Raw genomic sequence first — 19,141 nt, 5'->3', positions numbered from 1 at the left:
TTTCCCCTCCGACGCCCGGCTTACGCGCCCCTGTCATCCTCACCCGGTGCGGTGGTTCCGGCGTGCTCGGCGGCCTGCTCTGCCTTACGGTCGGCAACGGCTTTGCGCACGACCAGTAACGCCTCGGCGAGCTTCTTTTCATCCGTGTCCTCGGAGCGGCGGTTGGGTTCGCGATTATGGGTTTTCACCCAGGCCTGCACTCGGGGGTAGAGCTGCATTGCTTCTTCCAGTGACATATCCACACGGGTGGCGTGGATGCTGTCCTCAATCAGCTGCAACACGGTGGGGGTAACAGACTTCGACAAAATCTCAAAAGCCTTCTGGAAGGGGTTGATTTTGTCGATGAGGTTGATGTTGAGCTCATCAATGTTGACGAATTGGTGCGCCATTTGGATGAACCGCTTATCGCCCACTTCGCGCACTTCGCCGGTCTTGATGACGGAGTCCACAACTACGCGCTGGCGTACTTCTTCCACTTCGTTTTCGGTGAGTTCGGGGTATTGTTCCCGGATGATTTTCGGGATCAGGACTTTGTTGGTGGTTTCGGGGTCCACGCTGCCTACGGCTGCGCGGGCGAAGGTGTCGTCTTGCAGAATCCTGGCTTTCAAGTCGTTTAGATCCGAGGCCACAATTTGCTTCACGCGGTCCGTAGAGGGCTCTTTAAGTCCCTTGATCTTGAGTTCGCCGGGTTCCGACTTATCGTCATCGCTGCGCTTCGCGGAGAAGTTAAAGTTCTGTGCCAGGACCTGCTCCATCAGCAGGGAAGCGGTGATGGCTTTGAGCATGTTGTTCACAGAGACGGTGACTTCACTTTGTGCCGCGTCTGGCTCAGCGAGCAGGTTGGTGAACTGGGCGTGGGATTTGCCTTCGCTATCGCGGGTGACGCGTCCGATGATCTGGATAATCTCGGTCAGGGACGCGCGGTAGCCCACAGTGAGGGCATGTTCGGCAAAAGGCCAGTCGAAGCCTTCCTTAGCCATGCCGAGGGCAATGATGATGTCTACGGCATCGCGCTGTTTGCTGGCCGTGTCGGTGAGGTAGGCCAGGGTACGTGCGCGCGCTTTCTGGTCGGTATCGTCCACCAGGTCCGCCACGCGCAAGATCTGGCCGTTGTCGTGGCGGCGCATCAGGATGATGCCGGTCTCGTCCTCCACGCCGGCGTGTTCGCCGATCACATCCAGGATCAGCCCCACTTCCTCCAGCTTGTCCTTGGTGGACTCACCAGAGTTCACGTTCGGGATGTGCAGAATGGTCTTTTTGTCCAGGTCCAGCACCTCGGCCACGCTGTCGGTGTAGCGACCTTGGTAGAAGTGATGCCCGATGCCCAGGGACTTCAGGTGTTCGTACCCGTTGAGCTGGTCGTAGTAGTTGAAGGTCACCGGGGTGAACTTTGCCTCATCGCCTGGCAGCAGCACTGGCACGGCATCGCCGCGGAAGTAGGAGCCGGTCATGGCGATGATGTGCGCGCTGGAGCCGTTCATGACCTCCCGCAGCACTGTGCCGAGGCGGTTGGAGTCCAGGTCTGCGGAGACGTGGTGGAACTCGTCGATGGCCAGGACGGTGCCGTCGAAGTCTGACGGGGCGAGCTTGTCGAAGGCGTACCGCAGGGTGGCGTGGGTGCACACCAGGGTGGCATCGGTGCTGTGCATGAAGCGGATGAAGGCATCCACTTTACTGGCGGTGCTGCCTGGATGGCAGAGGTTGTTGTCCTTCTCAATCTCCCAGTTGGCAAAGAAACCGTGGGAGATGAGGTCGGTGTTGCCGAAGGAACCACCGATGGAGCGTTCCGGGACGGCCACGATGACCTTCTTGAGCCCCTGGTTGTAGAGCTTATCCAGACCGACGAACATCAGCGCGCGGGATTTACCGGACGCCGGCGGGGCCTTGATGAGCAGGTATTGGGAGTCCCTGCGCTCGTAGACGCGGCGCTGCATCTCACGCATGCCCAGGCCATCAGTGCTGACGGAGGTGCCTGCTTGTGCGTATTCAACATTGACGATGTTCTCGCGGGAGTGCTTACCCATTGGTCTTCTTCTTTCGTGTGCGCTTAGTCGGAGCCGCGGCGGCTTCTGCCGCGGTCATACGTTCATACATAGCAAACAGGTCAGACAATCGTTCCTCGTCAGTTTCGTACGCACGTTCGGAATAGAGCTTGTCCACGAACCTATCGACGTCCTGGTGCGCGACCCGTAGGTTATCCGGCATGAGGTCCGGGTCATAGAGCTGCGCCAAGGTCTTTTCACAGTGGTACTCGCGCACATCCAGGACCCGCAGGGCGAGGTCTGTGAGCTGCTGCTTTTCAGCTTCCGTGAGTTCGCGCACGGGGAAGTTGTTGTAGACGATGGTGTTGGAATAGCGGTAGTCCGTCTTCATCTTGCCTCCCACGGCGCGGGTCCACACCATGTGCATCCGCGAGGTCAGCAAACCAAACAGCCACGGCTCAGCATCGTACAACGCAAAAGCAGAATCGGAAATCACGGTGTCCGGACCAAGATAACCCATCGGGATGTATTCACGGCGCTCCGAAGAAACACGGGGCACGATAATGGAATCGGTGGGCTTGTAGGCTCGCTGCACAAAAAGGTGTGGTAACGCGGCAAACTTTGCAGTAGATTGAGCCTTACTTTCAGCCCTACTCCTAGCTACCCGCTCTAGTCTCTGATTAATCTCCGGTATAGATCGGGCAATCGGTTCCAACTCGTCATCAATCCATAGGCAGTACCTTTCCTCGCCATTGATCAAATCAGACGCACCAACATACTTCTTGATTAACGGAATAGAGGTTTTCGCATGGCTAACTAGGGTTTCACACTCATTTGTGGACAGAATGAGGTTGCCACCATCCCTTGGCATGGAACTGAAGGCCATTTTGGGAAATGCGCTCACAAGAGGTGCATTTCTCCTGGTGATAAAAATGTTGTTGGCATCCGCCAAGTAGCCGTTAATGTGGTTGGCACTATTGCGGAGCTCATCTTGGTAAATGTATTTGGGAGCGGTGGAGTCTGTTCGTAGGCCAATGACCACAACAGTTACACCGGCGTTGCCTTTGGCGTTGTTCTCCCACTTGAAGGAGGTGTAAGCAAAACCTATCTCAACCCCAGCTTCGAAGATCATCGGGAACATCAGCGCAACGTGTTCACCCTGAACCACAGAGTTGGTTGATACGAATGCCAGCTGGGCGTTAGTCCCCGCGATGTAGTCAGTTCCTTTCACGAACCACAAAGCAATATAATCCAGGTTCTTGCTGTAAGGGCGCTCACCAAAGACGAAGGGGTAATCTTCTTTCTGCTCTTTAGCGAGTTTCTTGGAACCACCGTAGGGTGGGTTGCCAATCAGGTAGATCTCATCAGTGCCGTTGTTGGGGCAGACGTCGTTCCAGTCAATGCGGGTGGCGTTGCCGGCGTGGATGTGGCCGGTTTCCTTCAGCGGAATTAGCGGGATCTCCACCCCGAAGAGCTTCTGCAGCTCCTGGTTCATCTGGTGCTTAGCAATCCACAGCGAGAGGATGGCGACCTCCACGGCGAAATCATCAATCTCGATGCCAAAGAAGTTCTCGATATTAATGCGCGACTTGTCAAAGAGTTTGACGGTGCCTTCGAGCTCTGTCTGGCGCTGCAGGATGGAGTGCTCCAGGCGTCGCAGCTCCTTATAGGCAATAACCAGGAAATTACCCGAACCACAGGCAGGGTCGAAGACCTTGATACGCCCAATACGAACCAACAAGGCCTCTAGCTTCTTGGGGCTGTCATAGGCCTTCTCAAACTCTTCGCGCAACCCATCCAAGAACAGCGGCTCGATGGTCTTCAAGATATTCGGTACCGAGGTGTAGTGCTGGCCCAGGTTAGAGCGCTTGCCGGGGGTGACAATTGCCTGGAACATGGAGCCGAAAATATCGGGGTTAATATCCAGCCAAATCTGCTTGCCCAGCTCAATGAGCATCTCGCGGGCTTTGGCAGAAAACCTTGGTACCGTCAGTGCGGAGTCCGTGCGGAAGAGTCGGCCATTGACATAAGGGAAGTCTGCGAGGTGTGCGGGCTTGCGAGAGGCATCGGCCTCATCAAGGGCGGTGAACAGCTCCTTGATGAACTCAGCAGTATCCGAGCCATCCTCTAAGGTGTGAGAGCCGACGGCATTGGTGAACTGGTTTTCTTCGAAAATGCCGGTGTCTTCCGCAAAGTAGCAAAACAGCAGGCGGGTGAAAAAGACGTTGAGGCCGTGCCGATTGTCCGGGTTATCCAACAAACCAGGGTTAGCGCTGGCGAGCTCATCGAACAGCTTGCCCATCTTCTCTGCGGCCTTGACATCAGCGTGGGACTCTGCGGTGTACTGAGCCTTTTCCATGCCAGCCCAGGGCAGGAAGAAAGTGAAGTGCTGGTCAATCTCACGCAGGTTAAAGGTGCGGTTTTCTGCAGTCTTGGTGTCATACGCAATCAGCTGCACATAGTCGCTCACAATGACAAAGCGCGGGGTGAACTTAGTGACCAAGGGTGAAACGCGCAGCTGCTCTAGGGACTCTAGTAGGTCGCCGTCCGTGTAGCGGAAATACACCACGTTCTTCTGGGCGACCTCGTTCTCCGGGTCCTCTGCTACATTCAACGAGCCAGTACGCAAGCGGGTGATACTGCTCTTGGAGCGGCCATAGGCTAGCAACAGATCAAAGAGGAACTGCTTATCGTAGGCTTCGCGCCCTGCTAGGGGCTTGATACGTTCTTCAATTGCTTTGAGATTCAGGCGCGCCACCGTTGCCACCCTTTGCCATAGATACACACGAACAACTACTGCCCAAGTACTTTACTCAGCGGCGCTGCCTTCCAGTGGTGGACACGTAGTTAAGATGCTGCTTTTGATTCTGGTCATTGGCCGGTGATTTGGGTATTGGCTTCTACCGGGCTGTTCGTCGCGATCGCTGAGTGTCGCCTACGGTGGCGGTAAACCATCTTGATTCATCGGGTCGCTGCTAGTTACTGGTGACCCAAGTGTCACGATCAGGATGACACACCGCTTTCAGCCGAGACTCAGCTAATTCACAGCGCACTTGGCGTTTCCTGCGCGCAGCTCGGCAAGGCTCCTGTGACCATCCGAGCCCATGTGCTATCACGCGTGTTTGACCTATCTACCAAACATCTCGACAGACAGGTAGACCCTTTCAGCAACACGGCTGATCGATCTTTCAGACTTGATGACGAGCCGAGCTTCCTCTCGGTGGAACTCAAGGGGGCACTTCTTCCTTTGCGGCCTACTTACAATGAGTCTTCTCTCTTACGGACGCAGAAATCCGGACTAATCGGGTTTTCGCTAAGTGAGGGTATCCCCAGTGCCAACGGTGCAGTGATCTTCATATTCTGAGAAGATAGTAGACGAGGAGGGTGACATTAGTGTGACCAAGGGGCAGGAACAGAGTGAGAGATCTTTGACAGTGCGACAGGTAAGATCATGAGGCGTGAGCTTTCCTGCAACCGTTCTACGTGTCCTCATTGCTTCGCCCACCGACGTCTCCGAAGCGCGTGATGCTGTCGAGAGTGCACTTCATTCTTGGAATCGCAGATACGCGACGACACGAAATATCATTCTCCTCCCATGGCGTTGGGAGAGTGACTCCGTACCCATCTTGGGAGATCATCCACAGTCAATCATCAATGAACAAGGGGTTGACGGAGCAGATATCGTCGTTGCCTTGTTTGGTAGCCGCCTTGGTTCTCCCACTCCTGAAGCGGTTTCGGGAACGGTTGAAGAAATTGAGCGAGCAGTAAGTAGCGGAAAGCCAGTCCATCTTTATTTCTCAACCGCATGTGTGCCGCGAGATGTAGATATTTCTCAACTAGACGCTATTAATAGGTTTAGGCAGGAAATAAGTAATCGAGGTTTGCTTGGTGAGTTTAATAGTATCCACGACCTTGAAGATAAAATTGGGGCAGCTATTGAGTGTGACCTAGCTAAAATGGACCTTTCCTTAATGAAGGGTCAAGGGAAAACTGAAGGTGTTAGATTCAAGGTTATTTCCAGGAATGAGCAACAGAAAAAAGTGTCCAGAAAGTCTGGGAATGTGAAATATGAAACCAAACGGTGGTACGAAGTAACCAATATTGGCGATCTTGCTGCAGAATCGGTCGCGTTTGAGGGAGAATCAGCGTCGGGTGTGATGAAGCTTCTTCAAGTGCAATGGCCGGTCACAATTGAACCAGGGGGTAGTTGGAGTATCCCGGTAGTTTATTCTATGGGGACTTCTGGCACAAAGTTAACTATTCGCTGGGTGGAGAATGATGAGAATCGGTCGAAGACTTTTGATGTTCAATAGCATGTTGTTTTGACGGGTAGGTCAATCAGCTCGTCAAAACGAGATTTGCGTTTGACTGTATGTCGTTCATGGTGTGTAAGCCTCTAGGTCCACGCTACATTCGATGTGTGTGAGCAGTTATTCCATCCTCATTTATGTTGCCAAAATCAGTCTTGAGCTTTTCGTGTACGCGATTAGGAAGTCGAGCTCAATAGTCTGATCTTTTTCTGAGTAACCTCAGCATTTGGATCCTCGCCCACACTCAGCCGTGCGCACGCCGTCCGAAGTATCACCAGTATTGGCCCGCGAAGCCCCTAGAGCCCGAGCACCTTCATCTCGAAATGCGGGACCCTGCCCAGCAGTCGAACTTGCTCGCCGTGCGAATCCGCCCCTTACTTGAACGTCTTGAACATCTCCTGCGCCGCGGCGTCGTCCCACAGCACCACATTGCCCACGTCCGTGTCCTCATAGCTCGCCACCGGCACCGTCTCCTGGTGCACACCACCGGCCATGCCCAGCCCCAGCTTCGCCAGGTTCCACACGTGATCCTTCTGGTTCACCGTCAAAGAATTGCTCAGCGTCTTCACGGTAGGGAACAGCCGGAACGGGTTCGCCAGCGTTCCCACGCTGGTCATCTTGTGCGCCATCGCATTCAAAAACTGCCGCTGGCGCGCCACACGATCCAGATCGCCATTCGCGGACGCGTAGCGGGAACGCACATACCCCAGCGCCGTCGGCCCATCCAGGTCCTGGCACCCGGCCTGCAGGTTGATACCCGCCATCGGGTCGTCCAGCGGCTCCTCCACACAGATGTTCACGCCACCCATCTTGTCCACCACGTTCGCAAACCCGCCGAAGCCGATCTCCGCATAGCGGTCAATGTGGATACCCGTGGACTGCTCCACGGTCTGCTGCAGCAGCGGCGCACCGCCAATCGCAAACGCCTGGTTGATCTTGTCCTGCCCATAGCCCGGGATGGAGACGTAGGAGTCTCGCGGGATGGACATCATCGTCGCCTTGCCGAACAGCGGCACGTGCACCACCATGATCGTGTCCGTGTGGTTCACAGTGTTGTCCAGCTCGCCGGCCATCAGCCGGTCGGCGTCCTCGGCCGTCAGCCCCGCACGCGAGTCCGACCCCACCAGCAGCCAATTCGTACTCGTCAACGACCCCTTCGGCCGCCCGTCGTACTTCTGGATCGCATCCGTGCGCTGCAGGTTGCTGTCCACCCAGATTCCCCCGCCAATCACGAGTGCCAGCAGAACAATAATCAATATTCCGACGCCACGGCGCACCCCAGCGAAACCCCCCGGAACACGAAGGCGCTGCTTGCTGCCGGTGCGCGCGGCATGCGCGCCCCGTGACGGCCGAGAGAACTCGCTCCGCCCGCCGGCCACGCCGGGCCCCGAAGCCGGCTGGTAGCCCTGCTGCTGGTGTTGCGCAGGCTCGTACGGCTGCGCGCGCACCGGCTCCCGCGCCGGGTACTGTGCCGCACTGCGCTGATACCGCGGCGCCTCTGGCTGCTCTCGGCGCGGGGGTGCGCTGGGATTGGGGGGAAGTGGGCGTCGGGCGGAAGGGGAAGGATCGGGGGCCGCACGTCGCCGCACCGGGCGACCAAAACGATCCACAATCACCTTTCCATTCCGGTCCCGGGCGAACTCATCCCCAGAATCGCCAGAGTAACCGTTGCGAGAATCCATGCACGCAATCTTAGCGGCAACGCCCTACAAAGCCCCGCCGGTTGGACGGATCGTGTGCGCGACAGGTGCGTGTCACACGTGTGCTGTGCGCGCGTCAGGCATGCGTCACGCGAACATCACGCGCGCGTCAGGCATGCGTCACGCGTGCCTCAGACGCGCACGCCCAGCGCAAACCCCACAAAAGCCACACAATCAATCACCGCATGTCCCACCACCAACGGCCACACGCGCCCCGTGCGCTTGAAGTACCAGACAAACACCAGCCCTATCACCACATTCCCCAGCCCAGCCGAGACACCCTGGTAGAGGTGATAGCTACCCCGCAGCAGCGCACTGGCCGCGAACACCACCGGCCAGGAACAGCGCAGTTGGCGTAAGCGGGTCACCAGCCACGCCACCACGATCAGCTCCTCGGCGAAGCCATTCGCGCAGGCGTTCAGAATGAGCAGCGGCAGCTGCCAGGCGGACTGGTCCAGCCCGGAGGGCTCCACCGCCTTCGACCAGCCGAGCTGCACAGCCAGCGCATAGAACGCCAGGCCGGGCAGGCCGATGAGGGCGGCGAGGGCTGCGCCGTGGAGGGCGTCCGTGAGGCGGAAAGAACGGAGCGATGTGGTCAGGCGCGGGGTAGGCAGGTGGCGCGTGAGCAAGAACAGAGCCAACCCACCCCACGCGAACAACACCCCGGAGGACAACACCTGCAACACCGGATCCAGCCACGGCAGCACAGACTGCTGCTCGTTCAGGGTGGCATGTTGCTGGTTCAACGGGCGCGGATCCGCCAGGGACTCCACCAGGCGTAAGGTAGCGCGCACGCCCGAGACACCAAACGTGATGGCCAGGACCAGGAACAGCTCCCAGCGCACAGCGCGGCGGTCATTCCAGCGCAGAGCGCGGCGATCACTCGTGCTCATGCCGGTTCTCCGGGCGCGGCTCAAAGCCCAGCGCACGTACATCCCCAGGCTCCGCCAGGGACAGCTGTTCAGCCGGCAACTGCCGCGCCACGCTCTGGACGAACTCCGCGATATCCAGCAGCTCGGCGTCGGTCACACGATCACCCACAGCGCCCACCATCAGCGAGATCGGCCAGCGTCCAGGAACCTCCGCAGGATCCACCAGCGGCACACTCACCGCGGCCCAGCCCGTCAGATTCCACAGTGTCCCCCACGGGGTCCACGCCGTCTGAGCCAGGAAGTTCAGCCGCGGACTCAGCGCGCTGAAGGTGTTCGGCGCTGGGGGAGCGCAGGCCAGCGTCGGATTAATAACAACATCCAGATCGCGCCACGGCCCGGAGGACGGATCCACCGCCAGGATCTGCTCCACCAACAGCTGCCTGCGGTGCGCCGGGATCTCGCGCCCACGGTCCCGCAGCCACGAGGTCAACGGCGTGAGCGTGCCCGGAAGGTCCGCGCAGCGCGCAGCCAGAAACTCGCTAAACAGCTCAAACGTGGCCCGCGGATACGGCCGCGGCGCCGGCGCCAAGCTCTCCACCGCCGGGTGCGTGACCAGTAGGCTCGCCACCGCCGCCGTGGACGCCGCAATCGCCGGATCCACCGCACTCGCACTATGAAACGGCGCGTTCGTGTACCCCAACCGCAGGCCGCGCCGGGTTGTGAGCGCGCCGGCGTCCAGCCCATAAGCGCGCCGCGTGTGCGCCAGATCCTTCGCGATCAACCCCTGCGCCGTAGGCGTAAACCCGCCCGGCGCATGCGTGCGGTCATGCGCCGGCTTCAACCCCACCAGGCCACAACACGCCGCGGGGATGCGGATCGACCCGCCGCCGTCCGTCGCGTGCGCCACATCCACCAGGCCACGCGCCACCGCCGTCGCCGCCCCGCCCGAGGACCCGCCGACCATCATCGCCGTGTTCAGGGGATTTACCGGCTGATCGACGCCCACCGGTTCCGTATACGCCACCGTCCCGAACTCCGCGGTGCTGCTTGCCCCCACCAGGCTGGCGCCCGCGTTGAGGAGCGCTGTGGCTGCGCTGTCGGTGTGCTCGGCGACGCGCGCCTGGTGGCACGACCCGAAGGAGACCGTCTCGCCGGCGACCTGGTGAAGGTCTTTAAGCAGCACTTCCTGGCCGGCCAGGGGCAGCTGCGCGGCGCGGGGGTCGCCGGTGCCCGCGTGCGCGTGCTCGGGCGTGCGCTCCGGCGCGTCCGCTGCGCCCGCTGCCGTGCGCTCCGCAGGTGCGCCCGCGCCTCCGGCCGCGTCGCCCCGCTTCGGCGAGCTGTACACACGCGCAACTCCCAACTGGGCCTGGCTCAGACCCGTGCGGCGCATCGCTTCCTCTAAACGACGGTGGAAATCAGACATCACCCATGACTATAGGCCGGCCTAGTACTCTAGGTGCATGACTACCCCGTCTTGCAGGCTCGCGTACCTCGGACCCCGAGGCACCTTCACCGAACAAGCCCTCCACGACTTCGTTGCCGAAGGCAAAATCCCCGGCCTCACCAGCGCGCCAGACACCGCCGCAATCGAACAGCTGCCCGTCGAATCGCCCACAGCCGCCCTCAACGCGGTCCGCCGCGGCGACGCAGACTTCGCCGTCGTCGCCCTCGAATCCGCCGTGGACGGCTCCGTCACCCAAACCGAAGACGCCCTCATGACCGGCAGCCCCGTCCACATCTTCAACGAAGTCGTGGTCCCCGTCGAATTCGCCATCATGACACGCCCCGGCACCACCCTCGACCAAGTCCGCACCATCAGCTGCCACCCCGTCGCCCACGCGCAAATCCGCGACTGGCTCGCCACACACCTACCCCACGCCCGCTTCGTCCCCGCCGCCTCCAATGGCGCCGCCGCCGAATCCGTCGCCACCGGGGAAATCGACGCCGCCGCCGCCCCAGCGCGAGCCGCCGACCTCCACGGTCTCTCCATACACCACACCGGCGTCGCAGACGTTCCCGGCGCGTTTACCCGCTTCGTCCTCGTCGGACGTCCGGGCACCCCCACCCCACGCAGCGGCCAAGACCGCACCTCCATCATCCTCACCCTCAAAAACCGCCCCGCCAGCCTCCAAGAAGCACTCATGGAACTGTCCATGCGCGGCGTGGACCTCTCCCGCATCGAATCCCGCCCCCTACGCAACCCCGGCGGCTCCATCATGGGAATCTACGTCTTCCACATCGACATGGTCGGCCACATCGAGGACGACGCCGTAGCCGAAGCCCTCGCAGCCCTCCACCGAAACTCCGAAGACATGCGCTACCTCGGATCCTGGCCCATCGCGAACGTGGGCGTGTCCATGCACGCCGGCAGCGCGCCCGCGGACTTCGGGGATTCGTGGAAGCAGGTTCGGGCGTGGGCCAGGGGGGACGAGTAGCGGCGTCGTAGGGGAAAATAAAAAACGACGCATCGCAGAAACAAGACAGAGCACAAGGAGGACAGCCAGTGACGGACAATCGGACCGGTGCGCGGGCGGCGCGGGTGTACATGGTGAGGCATGGGCAGACCACGTCAAACGTGATGCACGCGCTGGACACGGAGCTGCCCGGCGCGTCGCTGACGGAGCTGGGGGAGCAGCAGGCGCGGCGTGCGGGGGAGGAGCTCGCGCGCGTGGTTGGTGGGGGTGCTGTGCTTGACGAGAGCGAGCGCGCGGAGGAGAGCGTGAACGAGCGTGAGAGCGCGGGCGCGCGTGAGGGGGTGGAGCGGAGTGTGCGGCTGGCGTCGTCGGAGGCGGATCGTGCGCGGCAGACCGCGGCGCACATCGCGACGGCGCTGGATGACGCGGGCGTGACAATCGCGTCCCACCAGGTGCTTCCCGGGATCTCCGAGATCCCCGCGGGGGAGCTGGAGATGCTCACGGACGAGAGCTCGCATGCCGAGTACCACATGTCATTCGGCGCGTGGCTGATGGGCGACGTACAGCGGCCCGTGCGCGGTGCGCTGAACGGCTACCAAGTGCTGGAGCGGTACCTGCCGAGCCTGTTCGCGTTCCTTGCTGAGAGGGAGGGTTTGGATGTCGTGGTGGTGAGCCACGGCGCCGTGATCCGTTTCGTGACCGCGTTCTTGGGAAACATCAACGCTGACTTCGCCTTTTCCACGTACGTGGCGAACACCCAGTGGGTGGAGATGGAGCTGCCGTCACGGGAGGTTTTGTTGGGGTTGGCGTCGAAGGCTCGGGAGTTGTCGGCGGACGACGCCGGCGGCTTTGAGGCTTTCCGCGGGTGCATGACGGTCACGTCCTGGGCAGGGCATGTGCCGGTGCGTGCGTAGGCTGTGCGCGTGTGAGCAGTGCTTTGCCTGTGTGAGCAGGGCTTTGCCCGTGTGCGAGCCCAACCCAGCACTTACTCCAGTACGTTCACAATCACTAAGTCCACAGTCAGTGAGTCCACTAAGCCCTCGTGCGTAGGCTTTGCTCGCTTAGCCCCAGCCGAGTTCATGAAGGCGCTCGTCGCTGATCCCGAAGTGGTGGCCTAGTTCGTGGATCACTGTGATGGCAACTTGCTCCACTAGCTCTTCTTCAGACTCGCAAAAATCGCACAAAGAGTCCTGGTAGATGGTGATTTTGTCTGGTAGCGCGGAAGTGTACTCGCTGGTGCGCTCTGTGAGTGCGATGCCCTCGTAGAGTCCCAGAATAGAAGGGGACTCCCAGTTGAAGTCTTCGATGACGATGGCCACGTTGCGCACATTGTCCAACAGCTCTCGAGGGATGCGCCGCAGACCCTCGTCTACTAGCTCTTCGAAGCGCTCGTCGGAAACTTCAACAGCCATAGCATTAGTTTTACCCACTTTTTGCCTGTGAAGTGTGGGCGCGCGCTGGGCCAGTCTGGAGGCCGATCCTGTTTTGAGGGCAAGTTGTCGTGATTTCGGCGTTTTCACAGCAGAATGCCCTCGATTCAGGAAGCGAACAGCAGAATGCCCTCGATTCAGGAAGCGAGGACCGGTTCATGCTGGGAGCGATCCTGGATTGAGGGCAAAGTGTCGTGATTTCGGTGTTTTCACAGCAGAATGCCCTCGATTCAGGAAGGGAACAGCAAAGTGCCCTCGATTCGGGAATCGAGGGCGCGCGCGAGGGTGGGCAGTGGTCTGGGTAAGGCTTTGGGGCGCGCGTTGAGGAGGCCCATCTTGGTGGGACGGCTGGGGTGTTTCCTGAATCGAGGGCAAGTTGTCGTGATCTGGGCGTTTTCACAGCATATTGCCCTCGATCGGGGAAGCGAAGGCCGGGCTCAGGCTGGGGAGTGCTCGATGGGAGGCTTTGGGCGCGTGTTGGGCCAGCGTGTTCGGATGGGAGAGCTGGGGTGTTTCCTGAATCGAGGGCAAGTTGTCGTGATTTCGGCGTTTTCACAGCAAAGTGCCCTCGATTCAGGAAGGGAACAGCAGAATGCCCTCGATTCGGGAATCGAGGGCACGCGCGAGGCTGGGGAGCGATGGAGTGAAAGGCCTGGGAGCGCGCAGGCGGAAAAGCCCAGGAACCTAGGGCTCCACAAAAACTACGGCGCTGGCTGCGCCGCCGGCGCGTTCTTCAGCGGCGGCCGCTTCTGCCGCTTCTCAGGAGCAGCCCCATCAATCGTGAAGCCCTGGCGCACATCCCCATTCAGCACCGCAAAGCCACCACCAGGGTGCCCAAAGGTCACGGCACAGTTCACATTACGAGAACCGGCATCCCACGACTGCTGCTTCAACGTGGTCCAGAATGGTGTGAGCGTCGATTCGTACAGCTGATCGTCGCCGCCCAGGTAGGCACGGGCAGCCTCCGTACACACCTCGTTTAAGTGTTCGTTTTGCTGTTCGGGGGTAGGCCAGGCGTCGGGGAATTTTTCGGCGAGATTCACGACGGACACGACCTGCCAGGAATGGTCTTGGTCGCAGGGGACTTCGACGGTGGCGTCGCCGTCAGCGCGGACGCACGTGTCGGCCGGCAACGCCGCGGATTGGTCCTGCTCCGCCGCCAGCCCGGTGGTCTCCACGGATCGGCCTTGCGCGTCTTGCACCATCACGCCGCAGAGCATGGTGCGGTCGCCGGCGTCCCAGGAGTTCGCGGGGGGAAGGATCGGGGAGATGGTGTAGCGGCCTTCGGGATCCAGCTTCCCGTTCAGGTAGGACATGGTGGGCCCCACGCATAGCTGCGAGGTCAGCTGCTGCTGCCGCTCCAGGTTCGGGATGGCGGAGTCCTCTCCGAATTCGCTGGTGGGGTATTGGGACAGGTCCTCGCGCGCGGAGACTTCGAAGCGGTGCGGCTGCGCGCAGTCTACGGTGGTGAAGTTGGTGTTCGTGCCGTTGTTCGCGGGGGTCCAGGTTATGCAGGAGCCTGTGTTGGCGTTGGTGAACTCGGCTTCTTGTTTCTTCTGTTCTTCGTTGGCGGGGGACAGTGGGTTGCTGCCGTCCGGGGACATGAAGCCGTATGCCGCGGCCGCCACGCCTCCGCATAGCGCGAGCACCAGGACCACGATCAGGAAGATCTTGGTCTTTTCCGAGCTGCTGGACTTGCTGGATGTGCTGGGCTTGCGGTGATCAGAAGTCATGGTTTCTTATTATGCCACCAAGGTCGGTGCTCTTTGTTACTTATTCGACGCCCACCTCTCCTCCCCATAGCCTTCCTAGGCCGTTGGCCGCGGGTACCCGTGGGTATTTGTTGGGCGGAGTCATGGCTAAGATGTAGAGCATGATTGATCTGAAGCTACTGCGCGAAAATCCTGAGGTTGGCCGTGAGTCCCAGCGCACTCGCGGGGAGGATCCCCAGTTGATTGACCAGCTGTTGGAGGCGGATGAGCGCCGCAGGGATGCGATTGTTGCGGCGGATGCGGCGCGTTCGGAGCAGAAGGCTTTCTCGAAGGAGATGGGCCAGAAGATGCGGTCGGCCTCTGATGAGGAGAAGGCGGCGTTGCGTGAAGAGGGCAAGGCGAAGGCCGAGGGTGTGAAGAAGCTGGAGGAGACCCTGAACGCTGCTGAGCAGGAGGTTCATGATCTTCAGATGCGGATCTCCAACATTGTGGAGGAGGGGGCGCCTGCGGGTGGCGAGGATGACTTTGTGGTGTTGGAGCACGTGGGGGAGCCACCAACATTCGACTTCGAGCCGAAGGATCACCTGGAGCTGGGTGAGTCTTTGGGGCTTATTGATATGAAGCGTGGCACGAAGGTGTCTGGTGCGCGCTTCTACTTCTTGACGGGCGATGGTGCTTTGTTGCAGCTCGGTATGCTTCAGCTGGCTGCGCAGAAGGCTACGCAGCACGGCTTTTCTCTGATGATCCCGCCGGTGTTGGTGCGCCCGGAGATCATGGCCGGCACGGGCTTCTTGGGTGCACACGCTGACGAGATTTACCACCTTGAGGAGGACGACATGTACCTGGTCGGCACCTCCGAGGTTGCCCTGGCCGGCTACCACTCTGACGAGATCATTGATCTGTCTGAGGGGCCTGTGCGCTATGCCGGTTGGTCCTCCTGCTTCCGCCGTGAGGCTGGTTCTTATGGCAAGGACACCCGCGGTATTATCCGCGTCCACCAGTTCGACAAGGTGGAGATGTTTGTGTACTGCAAGCCGGAGGATGCGCAGGAGCAACACCAGCAGTTGCTGTCGATGGAGAAGGAGATGCTGGCGGCCGTGGGCGTTCCTTATCGAGTGATCGACGTGGCCGGCGGGGACTTGGGCTCGTCGGCTGCCCGCAAGTTCGATACGGAGGCGTGGGTGCCGACGCAGGACACGTACCGCGAGCTGACTTCTACTTCTAACTGCACGACCTTCCAGGGCCGCCGCTTGAAGACTCGTTACCGCGATGAGAACGGCAAGGCCCAGACTGTTGCCACGCTGAACGGCACGTTGGCCACCACCCGTTGGCTGGTGGCTATCCTGGAGAACAACCAGCAGGCCGACGGCTCGGTGATCGTTCCTGAGGCACTGCGCCCGTTCGTGGGCAAGGATGTTCTGCGGCCGAAGAACTAGGCTGCTGGCGCTCGGGCGTTAGCGCGTCAGCGCCAACGCCCGCGCCCGGCACGCCCGAGCGCCCGCGCTTAAGCGCGGACGCACACGCGCACTCGCGCCCACCACAACACAACCCGTGAGGAGGCCCACCCATGGCCAAGATTATCGACAAGCTCTTCAAAGTCCCCGAGGACTTCCAGCGCGCACCGGCTCACCCGCACGACCGCAAAGAATTTCCCTACGGCCGCCCCATCATTGGCACGGCCATCCGTTGGATGAGGTTCATGCAGCGCCTGGACGTGGAGGTCATTGGCGCTGAGAAGATCCCTGAATCGGGCGGGGCGATGCTGGCCGTGAACCACACGGGCTACTGGGACTTCGTCTACGGCTCGATCCCCGCGTGGGTGAAGGCGAAGCGTCTGGTGCGCTTCATGGCGAAGAAGGAGATCTTCGATGTCAAGGGCGTGGGCGCGCTGATGACCGCGATGAAGCACATCCCTGTGGACCGCGCGGCCGGTCAGGCCAGCGTGGACGAGGCCATCAAGCGCCTGCGCGCCGGCCAGCTGGTGGGCATTTTCCCGGAGGCCACGATCTCCCGTTCCTTCGAGATCAAGGAGTTCCGCCAGGGCGCGGCGAAGATTGTCCACGACGCAGACCCCAACGGCTCCATCCCGCTGATCCCCCTGACGATCTGGGGTTCTCAGAAGATCTGGACTAAGGGCCACAAGCCGATCTGGCGCCCGAAGGACGCGAAGCTGGTCATCATGGTGGGCGACCCCGTCGAGGTGACGGAGGATGCCGTCGCCACCACGGAGCGTCTGCATGACGCGATGGTGCAGCAGCTGGAGCGCACGCGCGAGCGTTACATCCAGCAGTTCGGTCCGATGCCGGCCGGGGAGTATTGGGTGCCGGCGTCGATGGGTGGTTCGGCCCCGACGTTGGAGGAGGCGACGGCGAAGGATCGGCAGGACCAAGAAGCCCGACGCCGCAAGCGCGAAGCCGAAGCGCAGCAGCGCGAACTGAAGCGTGACAAGAACTGACGCTGAGCTGTACATGGATCGCTCAGTTCCTCAGGAAGAACCGCCCGCCGAGGCGCCGCTGCTGGTGGTCAGCGACATCGACGGCACCCTCGTGGACTCCCGCGAGCGCGTGAGTCCACGCATGCGCGAGCTGGTCGTGGCGATGAAACGCGCAGGCACCGTGTTCACGCTGGCCAGTGGCCGCCCGGCCCGCTGGCTGCTGCCGATCCTGGAGCAGCTGCCCGTCCGGCCCGTGTGCGTGTGCGCCAACGGCGCGGTGACCTACGACAGCGCCACCGATACCGTCCTGCACGCCCGCACTCTCGCCCCGGAGGTGATGTCCCAGGTGGTGGAGACCATCGCTGCTCACTACCCGCAGTTGGGCTTTGGCGTGGAGCGCGTCGGCGCCGGCGCGTTCGATGCGGACGGCAACCTCTTCGCCGTGTCCCGCACTTTTCAGCACGTGTGGGCGGAGGAGGCGCACGTGGTGGAGCCGATGGATCAGCTGACGGGCACCCCGGCCACGAAGCTGCTGGTCCGCTCGCCGGATATGACCTCGGCGGAGTTGTTTGAGCTGGTCAACCCCCTCGTGGACCACAGCGTGGCGACCGTGACCTATTCCTGGGACGGCGGCCTGGTGGAGATCGCCGCGCCGGGCGTGTCCAAGCGCCTGGCGTTGGAGGAGCTCGCCGCGGACTTGGGTGTGGACCGCAGCCAGGTGGTGGCGTTTGGGGATATGCCCAACGACGTGGACATGATCCGTTGGGCTGGGTGGGGCGTGGCCATGGGTAATGCCGACGCCAGCCTCTCGTCCATCGCAGACGAAATCACAACCACCAACGATGATGACGGGGTGGCTCGTGTGCTGTCCCGTTGGTTCAGCGCGGATTCGAGCGAGCGCTAGCGCGCTCGAGCCCGCGCGGCGGGCTCCCGCAGCGCACGCGCGCGAGCGCACGCCGTACGCCCGCGCGTCATAGCGGGCGCGCGTCCCAAAACTCGGTACGCTGGCCGATATGAGCGAAAACACCGATACGTCCGCATCGAATACCGCCGCTTCGTCCGAAGCGTCCCCTGCAGCGAACACGTACGACCTGATCGTGGTCGGCAGTGGCTTCTTCGGCCTCACCGTCGCAGAGCGCGCAGCCAGCCAAAAGAACGCTCGGGTCCTGGTTCTGGAACGCCGCAGCCACATCGGCGGCAACGCCTACTCCGAGCCAGAGCCGCAGACCGGTATCGAAATCCACAAGTACGGTGCTCACCTGTTCCACACCTCCAACAAGACCGTGTGGGACTACGTCAACCAGTTCACCGAGTTCACTAACTACCAGCACCGCGTGTTCGCGATGCACAAGGGCACGGCCTACCAGTTCCCGATGGGCCTGGGTTTGATTAACCAGTTCTTCGGACGCTACTACTCTCCGGATGAGGCGCGTCAGTTGATCGCGGACCAGGCGTCGGAAATTAATTCGGAGGAGGCGGCCAACCTGGAAGAAAAGGCCATCTCCCTGATCGGTCGCCCATTGTATGAGGCCTTCATCCGCGACTACACGGCCAAGCAGTGGCAGACGGACCCGAAGGAGCTGCCGGCGGGCAACATCACCCGCCTGCCCGTGCGCTACACGTTTGATAACCGCTACTTCAACGACACGTACGAGGGCCTGCCCGTGGACGGCTACACCGCGTGGCTGGAGAACATGGCCGCGCACGAGAACATCGAGGTCCGCCTGGACACCGACTGGTTCGAAGTGCGCGACGAAATCCGCGCCGCGAACCCCGACGCACCCGTGGTGTACACCGGCCCGCTGGACCGCTACTTCAACTTCGCCGAGGGCAAGCTGGGCTGGCGGACGTTGGACTTCGAAACGGAGGTGCTGCCCACGGGCGATTTCCAGGGCACGCCCGTGATGAATTACAACGACGCCGAGTTCCCGTACACCCGCATTCACGAATTCCGACACTTCCACCCGGAGCGTGAGGACCGGCACCCGAAGGACAAGACGGTGATTATGAAGGAATACAGCCGTTTTGCCGAGGAGGGCGACGAGCCGTACTACCCGATCAACACCCCGGCGGACCGCGAGATGTTGTTGAAGTACCGCGAGTTGGCGGAGAAGGAAACGGACGAGTCGAAGGTGTTCTTCGGTGGGCGCTTGGGTACGTACCAGTACTTGGATATGCACATGGCTATTGGTGCGGCGTTGTCGATGTTCAACAATAAGTTGGAGCCGCTGCTGTAGCGGCGCGTCGCACGATGCACGCGGGGCTGCCGTGGGGGATAATTGATAGT

14 protein-coding genes are annotated in these 19,141 nt (G+C 61.0%); 7 read left to right on the top strand and 7 right to left on the bottom strand.

The features are described from left to right. Positions 1 to 20 precede the first annotated feature (20 nt). On the bottom strand, positions 21 to 2,024 hold the full coding sequence (locus tag IAU67_RS08420) for a DEAD/DEAH box helicase (RefSeq protein ID WP_151842220.1): 2,004 nt from the start codon (positions 2,022 to 2,024) through the stop codon (positions 21 to 23). Next, positions 2,017 to 4,740 (bottom strand): DNA methyltransferase, encoded by a 2,724-nt coding sequence (locus tag IAU67_RS08415; RefSeq protein WP_151842219.1) that lies wholly within the window; start codon positions 4,738 to 4,740, stop codon positions 2,017 to 2,019. Before IAU67_RS08415 ends, IAU67_RS08420 begins: the two co-directional genes overlap by 8 nt. 700 nt (positions 4,741 to 5,440) lie before the next feature. Between IAU67_RS08415 and IAU67_RS08410 the strand changes: the two genes are divergently transcribed. Further along, positions 5,441 to 6,295 (top strand): DUF4062 domain-containing protein, encoded by an 855-nt coding sequence (locus IAU67_RS08410; RefSeq protein WP_187767892.1) that lies wholly within the window; start codon positions 5,441 to 5,443, stop codon positions 6,293 to 6,295. A gap of 371 nt (positions 6,296 to 6,666) precedes the next feature. Here the strand turns inward: IAU67_RS08410 and IAU67_RS08405 are convergent, their stop codons facing one another. The 3 genes from IAU67_RS08405 to IAU67_RS08395 all read right to left on the bottom strand — a co-directional run bounded on the left by IAU67_RS08405 (position 6,667) and on the right by IAU67_RS08395 (position 10,287). Then, positions 6,667 to 7,974 carry an LCP family protein gene (locus IAU67_RS08405; protein WP_151842218.1) on the bottom strand — a complete coding sequence of 436 codons (1,308 nt, stop codon included), beginning with the start codon at positions 7,972 to 7,974 and terminating at the stop codon, positions 6,667 to 6,669. A gap of 149 nt (positions 7,975 to 8,123) precedes the next feature. After that, positions 8,124 to 8,885, bottom strand: coding sequence for a CPBP family intramembrane glutamic endopeptidase (locus IAU67_RS08400; protein WP_151842217.1), 762 nt, complete (start codon positions 8,883 to 8,885; stop codon positions 8,124 to 8,126). Then, a complete protein-coding gene (locus IAU67_RS08395) occupies positions 8,872 to 10,287 on the bottom strand; it encodes an amidase family protein (protein ID WP_225723487.1) in 1,416 nt (471 codons plus the stop codon). Before IAU67_RS08395 ends, IAU67_RS08400 begins: the two co-directional genes overlap by 14 nt. Positions 10,288 to 10,324: 37 nt before the next feature. On the opposite strand from IAU67_RS08395, the gene pheA reads away from it, so the two are divergent. Both pheA and IAU67_RS08385 read left to right on the top strand, forming a co-directional pair. Continuing rightward, positions 10,325 to 11,299 (top strand): prephenate dehydratase, encoded by a 975-nt coding sequence (gene pheA, locus IAU67_RS08390; RefSeq protein ID WP_151842216.1) that lies wholly within the window; start codon positions 10,325 to 10,327, stop codon positions 11,297 to 11,299. A 68-nt stretch (positions 11,300 to 11,367) separates the two neighbouring features. Further along, entirely contained in the window at positions 11,368 to 12,192 is an 825-nt protein-coding gene (locus IAU67_RS08385; protein WP_151842215.1) for a histidine phosphatase family protein, read from the top strand. 147 nt (positions 12,193 to 12,339) lie between these two features. Here the strand turns inward: IAU67_RS08385 and IAU67_RS08380 are convergent, their stop codons facing one another. Together IAU67_RS08380 and IAU67_RS08375 are read right to left on the bottom strand one after the other, a co-directional pair. Continuing rightward, a complete protein-coding gene (locus tag IAU67_RS08380) occupies positions 12,340 to 12,690 on the bottom strand; it encodes a metallopeptidase family protein (protein ID WP_151842214.1) in 351 nt (116 codons plus the stop codon). A gap of 719 nt (positions 12,691 to 13,409) precedes the next feature. Next, complete coding sequence (locus tag IAU67_RS08375) at positions 13,410 to 14,441, bottom strand: septum formation family protein (protein ID WP_151842213.1); 1,032 nt, start codon at positions 14,439 to 14,441, stop codon at positions 13,410 to 13,412. Positions 14,442 to 14,581: 140 nt separating this feature from the next. On the opposite strand from IAU67_RS08375, the gene serS reads away from it, so the two are divergent. The 4 genes from serS (at position 14,582) to glf (ending at position 19,091) form a co-directional block, all read left to right on the top strand. Beyond that, positions 14,582 to 15,856 carry a serine--tRNA ligase gene (gene serS / locus IAU67_RS08370; RefSeq protein ID WP_151842212.1) on the top strand — a complete coding sequence of 425 codons (1,275 nt, stop codon included), beginning with the start codon at positions 14,582 to 14,584 and terminating at the stop codon, positions 15,854 to 15,856. A gap of 131 nt (positions 15,857 to 15,987) precedes the next feature. After that, positions 15,988 to 16,875: a lysophospholipid acyltransferase family protein gene (locus IAU67_RS08365; RefSeq protein WP_151842211.1), complete on the top strand. Its 888-nt coding sequence runs from the start codon at positions 15,988 to 15,990 to the stop codon at positions 16,873 to 16,875. A gap of 13 nt (positions 16,876 to 16,888) precedes the next feature. Then, positions 16,889 to 17,758 (top strand): HAD family hydrolase, encoded by an 870-nt coding sequence (locus tag IAU67_RS08360; RefSeq protein WP_151842450.1) that lies wholly within the window; start codon positions 16,889 to 16,891, stop codon positions 17,756 to 17,758. A 109-nt stretch (positions 17,759 to 17,867) separates the two neighbouring features. Beyond that, on the top strand, positions 17,868 to 19,091 hold the full coding sequence (gene glf, locus IAU67_RS08355; RefSeq protein ID WP_151842210.1) for a UDP-galactopyranose mutase: 1,224 nt from the start codon (positions 17,868 to 17,870) through the stop codon (positions 19,089 to 19,091). The last annotated feature ends 50 nt before the right edge of the window (positions 19,092 to 19,141 follow it).

It is taken from the genome of Corynebacterium zhongnanshanii, from assembly GCF_014490575.1.
Lineage (GTDB): Bacteria > Actinomycetota > Actinomycetes > Mycobacteriales > Mycobacteriaceae > Corynebacterium > Corynebacterium zhongnanshanii.
Note: the sequence above shows the minus strand (reverse complement) of the source record. Positions and strands in the feature narration are given on the sequence as shown.